12 protein-coding genes and 1 rRNA gene are annotated in these 13886 nt (G+C 60.1%); 4 read left to right on the forward strand and 9 right to left on the reverse strand.

The features are described from left to right. The 3 genes from H582_RS0107165 to gyrA all read right to left on the reverse strand — a co-directional run. Positions 1-70 (reverse strand): 16S ribosomal RNA (locus H582_RS0107165); the annotation flags it as partial. A gap of 219 nt (positions 71-289) precedes the next feature. Continuing rightward, positions 290-1354, reverse strand: coding sequence for an HD-GYP domain-containing protein (locus tag H582_RS0107170; protein ID WP_028597995.1), 1065 nt, complete (start codon positions 1352-1354; stop codon positions 290-292). 35 nt (positions 1355-1389) lie between these two features. Continuing rightward, positions 1390-3888 (reverse strand): DNA gyrase subunit A, encoded by a 2499-nt coding sequence (gene gyrA, locus H582_RS0107175; RefSeq protein ID WP_028597996.1) that lies wholly within the window; start codon positions 3886-3888, stop codon positions 1390-1392. A 321-nt stretch (positions 3889-4209) separates the two neighbouring features. Here gyrA and H582_RS0107180 point away from each other — a divergent pair, with 321 nt between their 5' ends. Beyond that, positions 4210-4968, forward strand: a complete 759-nt coding sequence (locus H582_RS0107180; RefSeq protein ID WP_028597997.1) for a YheC/YheD family protein — start codon at positions 4210-4212, stop codon at positions 4966-4968. Positions 4969-5055: 87 nt separating this feature from the next. On the opposite strand, the gene gyrB is transcribed toward H582_RS0107180, so the two are convergent. From gyrB to dnaA, 6 genes are all read right to left on the reverse strand, one after another. Then, on the reverse strand, positions 5056-6969 hold the full coding sequence (gene gyrB / locus H582_RS0107185; RefSeq protein ID WP_028597998.1) for a DNA topoisomerase (ATP-hydrolyzing) subunit B: 1914 nt from the start codon (positions 6967-6969) through the stop codon (positions 5056-5058). 76 nt (positions 6970-7045) lie between these two features. Beyond that, entirely contained in the window at positions 7046-7297 is a 252-nt protein-coding gene (remB, locus tag H582_RS0107190) for an extracellular matrix regulator RemB (RefSeq protein WP_028597999.1), read from the reverse strand. A 67-nt stretch (positions 7298-7364) separates the two neighbouring features. After that, a complete protein-coding gene (gene recF / locus H582_RS0107195; protein ID WP_028598000.1) occupies positions 7365-8474 on the reverse strand; it encodes a DNA replication/repair protein RecF in 1110 nt (369 codons plus the stop codon). Positions 8475-8532: 58 nt separating this feature from the next. Continuing rightward, positions 8533-8748 carry a S4 domain-containing protein YaaA gene (yaaA, locus tag H582_RS0107200; RefSeq protein WP_028598001.1) on the reverse strand — a complete coding sequence of 72 codons (216 nt, stop codon included), beginning with the start codon at positions 8746-8748 and terminating at the stop codon, positions 8533-8535. Between the two features lie 112 nt (positions 8749-8860). After that, the gene (gene dnaN / locus H582_RS0107205; RefSeq protein ID WP_028598002.1) at positions 8861-10003 is read right to left on the reverse strand and encodes a DNA polymerase III subunit beta; all 1143 of its coding nucleotides are present in this window, start codon (positions 10001-10003) and stop codon (positions 8861-8863) included. Between the two features lie 225 nt (positions 10004-10228). Further along, on the reverse strand, positions 10229-11581 hold the full coding sequence (gene dnaA, locus H582_RS0107210; protein WP_028598003.1) for a chromosomal replication initiator protein DnaA: 1353 nt from the start codon (positions 11579-11581) through the stop codon (positions 10229-10231). A 639-nt stretch (positions 11582-12220) separates the two neighbouring features. On the opposite strand from dnaA, the gene rpmH reads away from it, so the two are divergent. The 3 genes from rpmH (at position 12221) to H582_RS0107220 (ending at position 13833) form a co-directional block, all read left to right on the forward strand. Beyond that, on the forward strand, positions 12221-12355 hold the full coding sequence (gene rpmH / locus H582_RS30765) for a 50S ribosomal protein L34 (RefSeq protein ID WP_084136787.1): 135 nt from the start codon (positions 12221-12223) through the stop codon (positions 12353-12355). A 155-nt stretch (positions 12356-12510) separates the two neighbouring features. Continuing rightward, the gene (gene rnpA / locus H582_RS0107215; protein ID WP_028598004.1) at positions 12511-12855 is read left to right on the forward strand and encodes a ribonuclease P protein component; all 345 of its coding nucleotides are present in this window, start codon (positions 12511-12513) and stop codon (positions 12853-12855) included. A 105-nt stretch (positions 12856-12960) separates the two neighbouring features. Then, positions 12961-13833, forward strand: a complete 873-nt coding sequence (locus tag H582_RS0107220) for a YidC/Oxa1 family membrane protein insertase (RefSeq protein WP_043111057.1) — start codon at positions 12961-12963, stop codon at positions 13831-13833. Positions 13834-13886 lie beyond the last annotated feature (53 nt).

Below are 13886 nucleotides of genomic sequence, written 5' to 3' on the forward strand. Positions count from 1 at the left end.
TCCGCTCGACTTGCATGTATTAGGCACGCCGCCAGCGTTCGTCCTGAGCCAGGATCAAACTCTCCATAAAGGTAGTTCGATGACTCATTTATAATGCTGACTTGCTTCACTCGTTGTTCAGTTTTCAAAGAACAAATTCGCTTTGTTTCCGTCCCGCCTCTCAGCGGCGACTTAGATAATATATCACGCCCGCCTAGAACATTGCAACCCTTTTTTTCATTCTTTTCGATTTCTTTTTCGCTCAAGCATGGAAGCAAAAAAGCCCGGAGCTTTTCGCTCCGGACTTCAGTCAATGGCTGATGCATTCATCAATATAAAGCTGCCTCTCCACCGAGAGATTGACGATCGTGCCTGACACGGACACCCAAGGACGAATCGGCGCCGTCCGGTCCGTAAAGACGATTTCTCCGATCCTGCCGTCGCTCAGACGGACGAGGCTGCCGTTCTGGAACTGAGTCGCCTTTTCGATGAACTTGCGGACCGATCCCGGATCCAGGCTGCCGAAGGCGTCCTTCTCGATCTGCTCGAGCACGACATAGGGCGACATGGCGGGACGATAGGCCCGATCCAGCGTCATGGCGTGGAAAATATCCGCAATCGCGACAAGCTTGGCGTAGCGATGGATATTGTCCGCGCCGAGCCCGAGCGGATATCCGCTGCCATCCACCCGCTCGTGATGCTGCAGAGCCGACAGCTTGACCCCCTCGTTGAGCGCGGCGATCGGCTTGAGCAGCTGATAGCCGTTCAACGTATGCCGCTTCATCTCTTCCTGCTCCGAGGCGCTGAGGACGCCGGGCTTCATCAGGATGTCCCGATCCAGCTTGACGTTGCCGATGTCGTGGAGCAGTCCGGCGAGCGCTACCTGCATCCAGTCCTTTTGCGGGAGATCGGTCCACTGGGCTAGCCGGTAACAGGTCAAGGCGGACAACACGCTGCTATGGAAATAGAAGTCTTCCCGGCTCGCTTGCCGCGGCCGGAAGGCGAGCACCTGATAGTCCGCGCTATGAGCAAGCAGCCTCTCGAGCTGGGTCCGCAGCGAGAGCAGCGGCAGGGCGTCGCCGCCTGCAACGAGCGCGTAAGCTTTTCGCAGCTGTGCGGCCATCTCTTCGTACTCCGCATGCAGCGCGCTCCTCGCCGCCGGCGCCGCTGCCGCCGCAGCCTCGGATGCGGCGGCCGGAGACGTCTCCTCGCCGCGATCCACGCTGACCTGCTGCACGAGGAAAGCCGTCAAAATATCGAGTTCCCTTAGCGTAATGACGCGCCCTTTGTGGAAAAGGACGCTGCCTAGAGGCGTCAGCACATCTTGCGAGACTACATCGCCCGGCTTCAGCAACGACCGATCCACTATTGGCATGGAAGCTCCTCCTGAGTCATCGCGATCGCGGCCCCTTATTCCTCCGAATGGTCTTGCGCGCCGTCCGTCTCGGCCTGTGGCTCGCCGTCGGCTGCATCTTCCTGGACTTCCTCGCTGCGGGCGACACGAGTGACGGTCGCGACCGCATCCTCTTCACGGATGTTGATGAGGCGCACGCCTTGCGTATTGCGGCCCATCGAGCGGATCGAGTCCATGCTCATGCGGATGAGCGTACCCGATTCCGTCATGATCATGAGATCCTCGTCCTCGGCCACCACCTTGAGGCAGACGACAGGTCCGCGCTGCTCGCTCACGTTGAACGTCTTGATGCCTTTGCCGCCGCGGGACTGGGAGCGGTAATCCTCGATCGGCGTCCGCTTGCCGTAGCCCTTGGAGGTGACGATGAGCACTTCCTGGTCGGGATCGACGACATCCATGTCGATGACCTTGTCGCTCTCGTCGAGCTGGATGCCCTTGACCCCGGTCGCCGAACGCCCCATGGAGCGCACGTCGCTCTCCGGGAAGCGGATCGACTGGCCGCCCGCGGTGCCCATGATGATCTGCTGCTTGCCGTCCGTCAGCTTGACGCTGATGAGGTCGTCGTCTTCGCGCAGGTTGATGGCGATCAGGCCGACCTTGCGGATGTTGGCGTAGTCGTCGAGCGGCGTCTTTTTGACGACGCCTTGGCGCGTGCCGAAGAACAGGAAGCAGTCGGGATCAAACGATTCCACCGGGATGACCGCGTTGACCGTCTCGCCTTGCTCGATCTGCAGCAGGTTGATGATCGGGGTTCCGCGCGCCGTGCGGCTCAGATCCGGAATCTCATACGCCTTCAGCCGGTACACCTTGCCCTTGTTCGTAAAGAACAGCAGGAAGTGATGCGTGTTGGAGACGAACAGATGCTCGACGAAGTCGTCGGACTTCGTGTCCATGCCCATGACGCCCTTGCCGCCGCGGCGCTGGCTGCGGTAGGTCGTGACCGGCAGCCGCTTCACGTAGCCGGAGTGCGTGATGGAAATGATGACGTCCTCGCGCGGAATGAGGTCCTCGTCGAGGATCTCGTCCTCGCCGATCGTCACCTCGGTGCGCCGGTCGTCGCCGAAGCGCTCGCTGATCTCGGCCAGCTCCTCGCTGATCAGATTCAGCACGAGCTGCTCGTCGGCAAGAATCGCCATGTACTCCGCGATGCGGGCCAGCACCTCGTTGTACTCGGACTCGATCTTTTCGCGCTCCAGGCCCGTCAGGCGCTGCAGCCTCATGTCGAGAATCGCTTGCGCCTGCTCGATGCTGAGCGCGAAACGGCTGATCAGCCCCTCGCGAGCCTCGTCGGCCGTGCGCGACGAGCGGATGAGCGAGATGATCTCGTCGATATGGTCCAGAGCAATGCGCAAGCCTTCGAGGATATGCGCGCGAGCCTGGGCTTTTTTGAGATCGAACTCGGTGCGCCGGCGGATGACCTCGATCTGATGCTGCAGGTAGTGGTACAGCATGTCCCGCAGCGTCAGCGTGCGAGGCTCGCCGTTCACGAGCGCCAGCATGTTGATGCCGAACGTCGACTGCATCTGCGTATGCTTGTACAGGTTGTTGAGCGTCACGCTCGGATTGACGTCGCGGCGCAGCTCGATGACGACCCGCATGCCGTTGCGGTCGGACTCGTCCCGCAGATCGGTGATGCCCTCGATCTTCTTCTCGCGGACGAGCTCGGCGATCTTCTCGACGAGACGGGCCTTGTTCACCTGGTACGGCAGCTCATGCACGACGATGCGGGCCTTGCCGCCGTTCTCCTCGATCTCGGCGCGGGCGCGCATCGTGACGGAGCCGCGGCCCGTCGTGTACGCCTGCCGGATGCCCGAGTGGCCCATGACGAAGCCGGCGGTCGGGAAGTCCGGCCCTTTGACGTAATCCATCAGCTCCAGCGACGTGATGTCGGGATTGCGGATGAGCGCCTGGACGCCGTCTACGATCTCGCGCAGGTTATGCGGAGGGATGTTGGTCGCCATGCCGACCGCGATGCCGGACACGCCGTTGACGAGCAGGTTGGGGAACCGGGCCGGAAGCACCGACGGCTCGCGCTCCTCGCCGTCATAGTTGGAGACGAAGTCGACCGTGTCCTTGCCCAGATCGCGCAGCAGCTCCATGGCGATCTTGGACAGGCGCGCCTCCGTATACCGCATGGCTGCGGCCATGTCGCCGTCGATGGAGCCGAAGTTGCCGTGCCCGTCGACGAGCATGTAGCGCATGGAGAAGTCCTGCGCCATCCGGACCATCGATTCGTAAACGGCGCTGTCGCCGTGAGGATGGTACTTGCCGATGACCTCGCCGACGATGCGGGCCGATTTTTTATAGGGCTTGTCCGGGGCCATGCCGAGCTCCGACATGGCAAAGAGGATGCGCCGGTGCACGGGCTTGAGCCCGTCGCGCACATCCGGCAGCGCGCGGCTGACGATGATGCTCATGGCATAATCCATGAACGATTCGCGCATCTCCGTGCCGATATCCCGGTCCTTGATTTGGGAACGTTGTTCTTCCGCCATACTTACCTCCTGTGCGGTCAGGCCTCCAAGCGGCTCTGGCCTGATGATCGCGGCCCGCCTCGCTCGCTGTCCGATCTTATCTGTGTGGCACAAAAAGCGGACAAATAAACGTCGGGACCGTCGAAAAATAGGTGGATGCCGTGCTCCATCCGTTCGCGAAATCCATAAAATAAGACGATGGATCGCGGATAGGACAATACAGTCTATTATAGCATTGATTGATCGCTTACGATATCGGAATTTGCACTAATATCCGGAAGCCGAACCGCCGAAAGCGGCGGAACGGCGCGCTTTTCGGAGACAAGGAAGGATGAGGAACGGTTGGCTATCCAACGGGTTGTGAGCAAGCAGAGAAAGACGGAGGTCCTGCTGCAGTCGGAGAAGCTCTCGCTCCATGTGCCGGACACGAGAGTCTACACGAAAGACTCGCTGAAGGCGATGCTTGACCAATACGGCATGCTGTATATCAAGCCGGATTCCGGCACCTTCGGCAACGGCGTCATCAAGGTGCAGAAGCTCGAAGAAGGCGGCTACCGGTTCCAAAGCGGCACCCGCGTCCAAACGCATGCCGCCTACGATGCGATGTTCCAGTCGCTGGAGCGCATCCGGCCGAAAAAGCGCTATCTGGCGCAGAAGGGGATCCATCTGCTCCGGCACCGCAACCGCCGCTTCGACCTGCGCGTCATGGTGCAGCGGAACCCGGCCGGCGCCTGGGAGACGACCGGCATCATCGGCAGGCTGAGCCACCCGTCGAAAATTGTCACCAACTACCACAGCGGAGGCACGATCACGCCGTTCGAGACGCTTCTGGGCAGCCATATGGACGCCGCCGCGCAGAAGGAGTTCCGCAGCCGCCTCGAGAAGCTCGGCGTCCAGACGGGCGAGCAGCTGGCGACGCGCTGGCCGCGCCTGAAGGAGATCGGGCTCGACGTCGCCGTGGATACGGCGTTGAAGCCGTGGATCCTGGAAGTGAACACGAAGCCGGATCCGTATATTTTCCGCAAGCTGCAGGACAAGGGGATCTTCCGCCGGATGCGGCGCTATGCCGCCGCTTACGCGCCGAAGCGCAGCGCCCGCTGAGGGCGGACGGCCGCTCCGGACCGATAGGTCCGAAAAAAGAGAGCCGGCTCGGGATCGCTCCGGGCCGGCTTTGCTTTGCGGTTTGCGCTAGATGTCGAGGTTCTTGACGTACTTGGCATACTGCTGGATGAAGTCGCGGCGCGGCTCGACGTTGTCGCCCATGAGGGTGTCGAACATGACGTCGGCCTTGATCGCGTCCTCGATCTGCACCTGCAGCATCGTGCGGCTCTCGGGATCCATCGTCGTCTCCCACAGCTGGGAGGCGTTCATCTCTCCGAGGCCTTTGTAGCGCTGCACGTTGACCTTGGCGCCCTCGCCGAACTCGGCGAGGATGTCGTCGCGCTCCCGTTCGGACTGGGCGTAGCGGACGACCTTGTTGCGCTCGATCTTGAACAGCGGCGGCTGCGCGATGTAGACGAAGCCGGCCTCCAGCACCTTGCGCATGTAGCGGTACAGGAACGTCAGCAGCAGCGTGCGGATGTGCGCGCCGTCGACATCGGCATCGGTCATGATGATGATCTTGTGGTAGCGGGCCTTGGCGATGTCGAAATCGTCGCCGATGCCGGTGCCGAGCGCGGTGATGATCGCGCGGATCTCGGCGTTGGACAGAATGCGGTCCAGGCGCGCCTTCTCGACGTTGAGGATCTTGCCGCGCAGCGGAAGGATCGCCTGGAAGTGCCGGTCGCGGCCCTGCTTGGCCGAGCCGCCGGCGGAGTCGCCTTCGACGATGTACAGCTCGCTAATGCTCGCGTCCTTGGAGGAGCAGTCGGCCAGCTTGCCGGGCAGGCTGCTCACCTCGAGCGCGCTCTTGCGGCGAGTCAGCTCGCGGGCTTTGCGCGCCGCCTCGCGGGCGCGGGAGGCGGACAGGCCCTTGTCCACGATTTTGCGGGACACGGACGGGTTCTCCTCGAGGAACTCCTGGAGCTTCTCGGCGAAGAACGACTCGACGATGCCGCGCACCTCGCTGTTGCCGAGCTTGGTCTTGGTCTGACCCTCGAACTGCGGCTCCGGAATCTTGACGCTGATGATCGCGGTCAGGCCCTCGCGCACGTCGTCGCCGGACAGATTGCTGTTGCTGTCCTTGATCGCGCCGGACTTGCGGGCGTAGTCGTTGATGATCCGCGTGAGCGCGCTCTTGAAGCCGGATTCGTGGGTGCCGCCCTCATGGGTGTTGATGTTATTGGCGAACGAGTAGATGTTCTCGCTGTAGCTGTCGTTGTACTGCAGCGACACCTCGACCTGGATGCCGTCCTTGGCGCCCTCCACGTAGATCGGCTGCTCATGCAGCGGCTCGCGGTTGCGGTTGAGGTACTGGACGAACTCGATGATGCCGCCGTCGTAGCGGAACGTGTTGCTGACGCCGGTACGCTCGTCCTCGAGCACGAGCTCGATGCCCTTGTTGAGGAACGCCAGCTCCCGCACGCGGGACTGCAGCGTCTCGTACTCGAAGACCGTCGTCTCGGTGAACACCTCGGGATCCGGCTTGAACAGCGTGCGCGTGCCCGTCTCGCTGCTCTCTCCGACAATCTTCATGTCGTACTGCGGCACGCCGCGGCGGTACTCCTGCTGATAGATCTTGCCGTCCCGGCTGACCTGGACGACGACCTGCTCGGACAGGGCGTTGACGACGGAGATGCCGACGCCGTGCAGGCCGCCCGACACTTTGTAGCCCTCGCCGCCGAACTTGCCGCCCGCATGAAGGACGGTCATGACGACCTCGAGCGTCGGCCGCTTCATTTTGGGATGCTCGCCGACCGGGATGCCCCGGCCGTTGTCGGTGACGGTGATGCTGTCGTTCTCGTGGATCGTTATCGTAATCCGGCTGCAGTAGCCGGCTAGCGCTTCGTCGATGCTGTTGTCGACGACTTCCCATACCAGATGGTGGAGCCCCTTGCCGCTCGTCGAGCCGATATACATGCCCGGCCGCTTGCGGACCGCCTCCAGGCCCTCGAGCACCTGGATCTGGTTCTCGTCGTACGTATGCTGTTGGTTCGTAGACATGCGATGATTCACTGCTCCTCTCGACTGCGCTAAGCAACTGATGCGGGCATGCCGCCTCCGGGTATGCCCTGCCGCCTTATCCGTTGGCGGCGAAGTTGTGGCCGCGCTTCTTCAGCGTGGATGATGAGATGGGGGAGTAATACACCCGGCTCTTGGTGACGACGATCGACTTCGGCTCCTCCTCGCCGATCAGCTCCACGTCCTTGCGCTTCTTGGCGCCGGCGACGAACTGCTTGGAGAGCTTGGAGGACTGCTCGATGGATATGTCGAAGATGGCGACCAGCTCGGATGCCCGGATGATCTTCTCCCCGCCCAGATGGATGTACATCTCCTTCACGCTCCTCTATGCAAAGCCCCGCTAGGAGGCAGAATCGCCAAGAAAGGGCTGAGGCGGCCTATTGGGTGACCTTGCCGCCTTCAACCCGGTAGATGCCCGCGTCGGACAGCCGGCTCGTATTGACGCTCTCCAGCCCCGTCGCGGTTATGAATGTCTGGACCTTGCCCTGGAACGTCTCGATCAGCTGCGTCTGACGGTGCTGGTCGAGCTCCGACAGCACGTCGTCGAGCAGCAGCAGCGGGTATTCGCCGATCTCTTCGCGAATGAGCTCCAGCTCCGCCAGCTTGAGCGAGAGCGCCGTCGTGCGCTGCTGCCCCTGAGAGCCGTATACCTGCGCCTCCTTGCCGTTGATGAAGAAGGCCAGATCGTCGCGGTGAGGGCCCGCAAGCGTAACGCCGCGGCGGATTTCCTGATCTTTTACCTGGGTTAACTTTATCATAAATTGCTCGAATAAAACAGATTCTTCTTCGTCCGCGCCGATGTCGAACGACGGACGGTACTCGATCGACAGCTCCTCGCTCCCGGCTGTGATGCCGGAATGGATGGCGGCCGCCCACGTCTTCAGCTTTTCTATGAATTGTTGCCTCTTTTTCATGATTTTAACACCATGCTCCGCAAGCTGCAGGTCCCATACCTCCAGCAGCCCCGGCTTGACGCCGGAAGGTCCCGTCGATTTGAGGTAATTGTTGCGCTGCACGAGCACCTTGCCGTACTGCTGCAGCGTATGCAGGTAGCCCGGCTGCACCTGGCCGATCTCCATGTCCAGGAAGCGCCGGCGGATGCCCGGAGTCCCCTTGACGATCTCGAGATCCTCGGGAGCGAACATGACGACGTTGAGCGTGCCGACAAAGCCGCTCAGCTTGCGCTGCTCGAGCCCGTTGACCCGGGCTTTTTTGCCTTGGGCGGAATAGGCGAGATCGAGCGTCACGCGGCCGTAGCGCTTGTCCACCTCGCCGTGCACCGACGCTTCCTTGCCGTTCCAGCCGATCAGCTCCCGGTCCTTGGCGGTGCGATGCGATTTCGTCAGCGCAAGCGCGAAGATCGATTCCAGCAAATTCGTCTTGCCTTGGGCGTTGGGGCCGATGAACAGATTCACCTTGCGGTCCGTCTCGAGCTCCAGCTGCTCGTAGTTGCGATAGTTGCGAAGCGCGATCACATTCAGGAACACCGCTCAGCCCCCTGTCTTGAAATGTCCGCCCCAGGCGGACAGCGCCGTCGGCACAGGTTCACGTTCTCTGAACCTTGAAGCTGCCGAAGCCGTCCACCTCTACGGTGTCGCCGTCGTACAGCTTACGTCCGCGCCGGTTGTCGGGCTCGCCGTTGATGACGACCTTCGTTTCCTGGAGGAAGAACTTGGCCTGGCCTCCGGAATCGATGCAGTCGGACAGCTTGAGAAACTGGCCCAGCGCGATGTAGTCGGTCTTGATCGTAATCGTGGTCATCGTGGATGCCTCCTGCGTGATGGGATGGGAAAAGAGGGAGAGCGCAGCGGCGCATGGAAAAGGCGGGCGACCGGAAGGTCGCCCGCCGTGTGCCGCCGCCGCCGCGGAAAATTCAGTTGGTCGTGCGGTAAGGCAGGATGATGTATTGGCTGTTGTCGTGGTCCGCGGGGCGGATGATGATCGGGCTCATCGCGCCGGTGAAGCTGATGACGAGCTGCTCGCTGTCGATGACCTTGAGCGTGTCGAGCATGTATTTGGAGTTGAACGCGATCCGCAGCGGCTCGCCGCTTTGGCGGATCACCTCGAGCTGCTCCGTGACCCGTCCGAGCTCCGAGGAGCTGGAGGAGATCTCGATCGTTCCGTTCTCGAGGGTGACGATACGCACGATGTTCGTCTTTTCCTCGCGGGACATCAGGTAGGCGCGCTCCATCGCGTCGATCAGCTTGCGCGTCTCGAGGACGAGTTCTGTTTTGAACGACTGCGGAATAATCTTGGAGGTATCGGGATAAGTGCCGTCGAGCATGCGGCTGTAGAACAGCGTATGGCCGAGGCGGAACAGCACCTGGTTGCTGGCGACGACGATATCGACGAGGCCGGCTCCATCGGGCACGAGCTTCGACAGCTCGACCATCGTCTTGGCGGCGATGACGACATTGCTCAGCCGGTAGCCGTCAGGAGTGTCGACGCGGGAAATCCGGCTCGCGAGCCGGTGCCGGTCCGTCGCGACGAACTTGAGCTCGCCTTCGATCAGGTTCCAGAGCAGTCCCGTCAGCACCGGCGTCTGCTCGCTCGTCGAAGCGCAGAAGACGGTCTGGCGGACCATCGCCTTGAGCAGGTCGCCGGGCAGCTGCAGCACTTCGTTCTCCTCGATGGACGGAAGCACGGGGAATTCCTCCGGATCCAGGCCGACCATCTGGATGTCGGTCGAGCCGGAGCGGATCATCGTCTGATAGTTGTCGCCGACCTCGATCTGGACGTCCTCCGCCGGCAGCTTGCGGATGATTTCGACAAAAAACTTAGCCGGCATGACGACGCTGCCCGGCTTGTCGACCTTGGCGATGACGGTCTCGTCCGTTTCGGCAGGAATGAAGCTCTGGATGGAGATGTCCGTGTCGCTTGCCGTAAGCGTGACTCCCTGATGGGTCACGTCGAACTTGATGCCTCCGAGAATCGGGATGGCGGGGCGGACCGAGGCGGCCTTGGCGACTTGCTGGATGGCGTCGTTGAGTTCGTTTTTCGAGATGGTAAGTTTCATGCGTTCCTCCTTGAGCGGCTTGGGCGGCACTCGTCCTTGGGGTTCAACCTGCGGCGGAGCCGTACTTTTTTTAGATGATGTTTAGTTAAAAGAAAAAAGCAGTAGTAGCCGTAGGTGCGGTGAATATGTGGATAAGCCCGCCAAAGGGGGATGCGACAAGCCTATCCACATGTGTACAGCTTGTGCATAGGCTTGTCGGTTCTTGTCCCTTTTTCGGGGATAAGATTACATATGATTTTTGACTTTTTCCGTCAGGTTCTGAATGACCTTGAACAGCTCCTGGTCCAGCTTGAGCTGCTTGGAGATCTTCTCGTGCGCGTGGATGACGGTCGTATGGTCGCGGCCGCCGAAAGCCTCGCCGATCTTGGGCAGCGAGTAGTCCGTCAGCTCGCGCGAGAGATACATGGCGATCTGCCGCGGATAGGCGACCGCTTTGGTGCGCTTGCGGGCCTTGAATTCCTCGAGCTTGAGGCCGTAGAACTCGCCGACGCGCTGCTGGATGTCATGGATCGTAATCATCTTGGGACGGCTGGACGGGATGATGTCCTTGAGCGCCTCCGCAGCCAGATGCGAGCTGATGTCCTCGTTGATGAGGCTGCTGTAGGCGACGACGCGGATGAGCGCGCCTTCGAGCTCGCGGATGTTCGTGTCGATCTGATTGGCGATGTACACCATCGCCTCGTTCGGGATGTCCAGGTTTTCCGCCTTCGCCTTTTTGCGGAGGATGGCGATCCTTGTCTCCAGATCGGGCGGCTGGATATCGGTGATGAGGCCCCATTCGAAGCGGGAGCGCAGCCGCTCCTCGAGCGTCGGGATCTCCTTGGGCGTGCGGTCGCTGGAGATGACGATCTGCTTGCGCTCCTCGTGCAGGGCGTTGAACGTGTGGAAAAATTCCTCCTGCGTGCCGTCCTTGCCGGCGAGGAACTGGATGTCGTCGATCAGCAGGACGTCGATGTTGCGGTACTTGTTGCGGAAGCTCTCGCCGCGGTTGTCGCGGATCGCGTTGATGAATTCGTTGGTGAACTTCTCCGAGGAGATGTACATCACTTTCGTGCTCGGGTTGTGCTCCAGGATGTAATGGCCGATCGCATGCATCAAGTGGGTCTTGCCGAGGCCGACGCCGCCGTAGAGGAACAGCGGATTGTAGGCTTTGGCCGGCGCCTCGGCGACAGCCAGCGATGCGGCGTGCGCGAAGCGGTTGTTCGCCCCGATGACGAACGTGTCGAATGTGTATTTGGGATTGAGCATATGCGAAAAGGTCTCTCCCGGCACGGCCGGAGCCGGCTTGACGGGCGGCTGGGCCGGAGTCGCGGGCTCGGGCGGCCGGTTCTCTTCGATGACGAACCGGATATCGACGGATTTGCCGACGAAGTCGGACACCGTCGAACGGACGAGCTTCGTGTAGCGGCTCTCCAGCCATTCCACCGCGAACGTTGTCGGCGCCGTGACGACAAGCTGTCCTTCATCCGAGAAATTGGCTTTCGTCGCCTTGAACCAAGTGTCGAAGCTCGGTTTGCTCAATTTGGTCTGGATGATTGACAGCACTTGCTGCCACAAATCAACGGTATGGCTGTCCACTGACGGTCACTCCTATCCCTGTTGGTACGATGGCAAAACCTGATGCCGCTATGCTAGTCGATTCTATTGGGGTAAGCCGCTCATCCATCCACAGATGCAGGGACTTGTTGATGAAGGTTATACAGAGGGGGATTATGTTGTTCACATTCTTATCCACAGGCTGTTGATAAATCAAGCCGTCATTGCTCTCCGTCCACAACAAAAACAAATCTATCATAGCAAAAGAAAGGCTCTATTTCAACGCGTGGCGGAATATTATCCACAATCGCTACTGCTTGTGTATAAGAGTTATCTACAGCACAAGATATTGTTAACAGCTTGTGCGCAGGTTCGACAGCAGGCGCCAAATCTCTTTTTTATTATGCACATGTTACTAAATTGCGACGCTTCCCGACCCGTTCCTCGGTTATCCACATCCATTTAGATGAAGGGAGCGGGCTGCGGACGGGAAGAGCGGAGCCCTGGAGGTGGTGGACGATCGAGATGCCGGTTGACTTCGCGGGCGTGAAATGGTTAAATGGAAAAAGGCGTTTTTACTTGGGCACGGACGAACAGATCGCTCGTCCAGCCGTTCCGCGGCTTCGCGCCGAGGAGCAGCCGAGTTGGACGAACGACCTTTAAAGCGGGGAGGTGCATGTAATGAGACCGACTTTCAAACCGAACGTGAGCAAGCGCAAGAAGGTTCACGGCTTCCGTAAGCGGATGAGCTCGAAAAACGGCCGCAAAGTATTGGCTGCACGCCGTCAGAAGGGCCGCGCCAAGCTGAGCGCGTAAGCTCTTTTCCTTCATAAAAGCGGCTTAGCCGCTTCAAAGCGAGAATGAACGATAGTTCTGGCTTGTGGAAAAAAGACCACCTGGCGTGGTCTTTTTTTCGTAAGGCAGCGCATATGGCGCCGAGCGGCGCCGAAAACTCATGGAGTCGGTGAACGATGCAAAGAAAATGGCGCCTCAGAAGGCGCGAGGATTTTGCCCGGACGTACCGGGGCGGGAAGTCCTTCGCCAACGGCCAGTTCGTCGTCTACTGGTCGCGGCAGCCGATTGCCGAGCCGTTCCGGCTCGGCATCTCCGCCAGCAAAAAAATCGGCAACGCCGTCGTCCGCAACCGGATGCGCCGCGTCTTGAAGGAAATCGTGCGCAAGCATGCCGACCGGATCTGCGAGCGGACCGACATGATCCTGATCGTCCGCGCGGGCGCGGTCGGCAAGCCGACCGAGGAATTGGAAAAGAACGTGCTCCACGTCCTTCGCAAAGCGGGATTGCTGAAGCCGCGGTGAAAGCTCTTTTCCGAGGCGCAGAGCCGGACGGGCTTGTTTCTTTGCCCCTTTTTGTATGGTATAGTTTAGGTTGAATCGCGACAGGCTGTCAGAGAGGAGATTTACATGTTTTTTTCGCGCTTGGCTTCAAAACGCAAATGGCTCGTCCTAGTCTCCCTGATTACGTTGGTGGCGCTCCTCTCTGGATGCATGCCGAATACGGATCATGCGACGACGACCGAGGATCTGAAGGCGAACGGCAACTGGTGGGAGCGCAACGTCGTCTACTACTTCTCCTACTCGCTGGATACGTTCGCAGACTGGTTCGGCGGCCAATACGGCTTCGCGATCCTGCTGATGGTCATCATCGTCCGCACGCTGATCCTGCCGCTCACGCTTAAGCAGTACCGCAGCTCCAAGGCGATGCAGGCGATCCAGCCCGAGCTCCAGGAAATCCGCAAAAAATTCGCGGACAACCCGCAAAAGCAGCAGGAAGAGACGATGAAGCTGTTCCAGCAGAACAAGGTCAACCCGATGGCGGGCTGCCTGCCTCTGCTCATCCAGATGCCGATCTTCATCGCGCTCTACAATTCCATCTACTATAACAGCGACATCAAGACGCATGAATTCCTGTGGCTGCAGCTCGGCGAGCCGGACCATTGGCATATCCTGCCGATCATCGCGGCGATCACGACTTACGTGCAGACCAAGATGATGCAGAAGTCCCAGCCGGACAACCCGCAGATGCAGATGATGAATACGATCATGATGATCTTCCCGATCCTGATCCTCGTCATGGCCTGGAACTTCCCGTCGGCGCTGCCGCTTTACTGGATCTACACGAACATCTACACGATCGTGCAGAACTATTTCCTGTACGTCCGCAACGCGGACAAGAAGGAGCCGAAGAAAGAAGACGGCGGCCAGAACCAGGGCAAGGGCAGCCAAAAGAAAAACAAAGGCAAGGGCAAGGCTGCCGTATCCTCCAAGAACAAATAAGGAGGAGAGGCCGGCCGGCTCTCCATGCATAAAGAATCGATTTGGCGGCAATG

Source organism: Paenibacillus pasadenensis DSM 19293, from assembly GCF_000422485.1.
In the GTDB taxonomy this organism is placed as follows: domain Bacteria; phylum Bacillota; class Bacilli; order Paenibacillales; family Paenibacillaceae; genus Paenibacillus_O; species Paenibacillus_O pasadenensis.

Bases quoted from the DNA above. Each gene is read 5' to 3' on its own strand.
- remB (WP_028597999.1), bottom strand. From the start codon at position 7,297: ATGTACATCCATCTGGGCGGGGAGAAGATCATCCGGGCATCCGAGCTG.
- H582_RS0107220 (WP_043111057.1), top strand. From the start codon at position 12,961: ATGTTTTTTTCGCGCTTGGCTTCAAAACGCAAATGGCTCGTCCTAGTC.
- dnaN (WP_028598002.1), bottom strand. From the start codon at position 10,003: ATGAAACTTACCATCTCGAAAAACGAACTCAACGACGCCATCCAGCAA.
- gyrA (WP_028597996.1), bottom strand. From the start codon at position 3,888: ATGGCGGAAGAACAACGTTCCCAAATCAAGGACCGGGATATCGGCACG.
- H582_RS0107170 (WP_028597995.1), bottom strand. From the start codon at position 1,354: ATGCCAATAGTGGATCGGTCGTTGCTGAAGCCGGGCGATGTAGTCTCG.
- yaaA (WP_028598001.1), bottom strand. From the start codon at position 8,748: ATGACCACGATTACGATCAAGACCGACTACATCGCGCTGGGCCAGTTT.
- rnpA (WP_028598004.1), top strand. From the start codon at position 12,511: ATGCAAAGAAAATGGCGCCTCAGAAGGCGCGAGGATTTTGCCCGGACG.
- rpmH (WP_084136787.1), top strand. From the start codon at position 12,221: ATGAGACCGACTTTCAAACCGAACGTGAGCAAGCGCAAGAAGGTTCAC.
- gyrB (WP_028597998.1), bottom strand. From the start codon at position 6,969: ATGTCTACGAACCAACAGCATACGTACGACGAGAACCAGATCCAGGTG.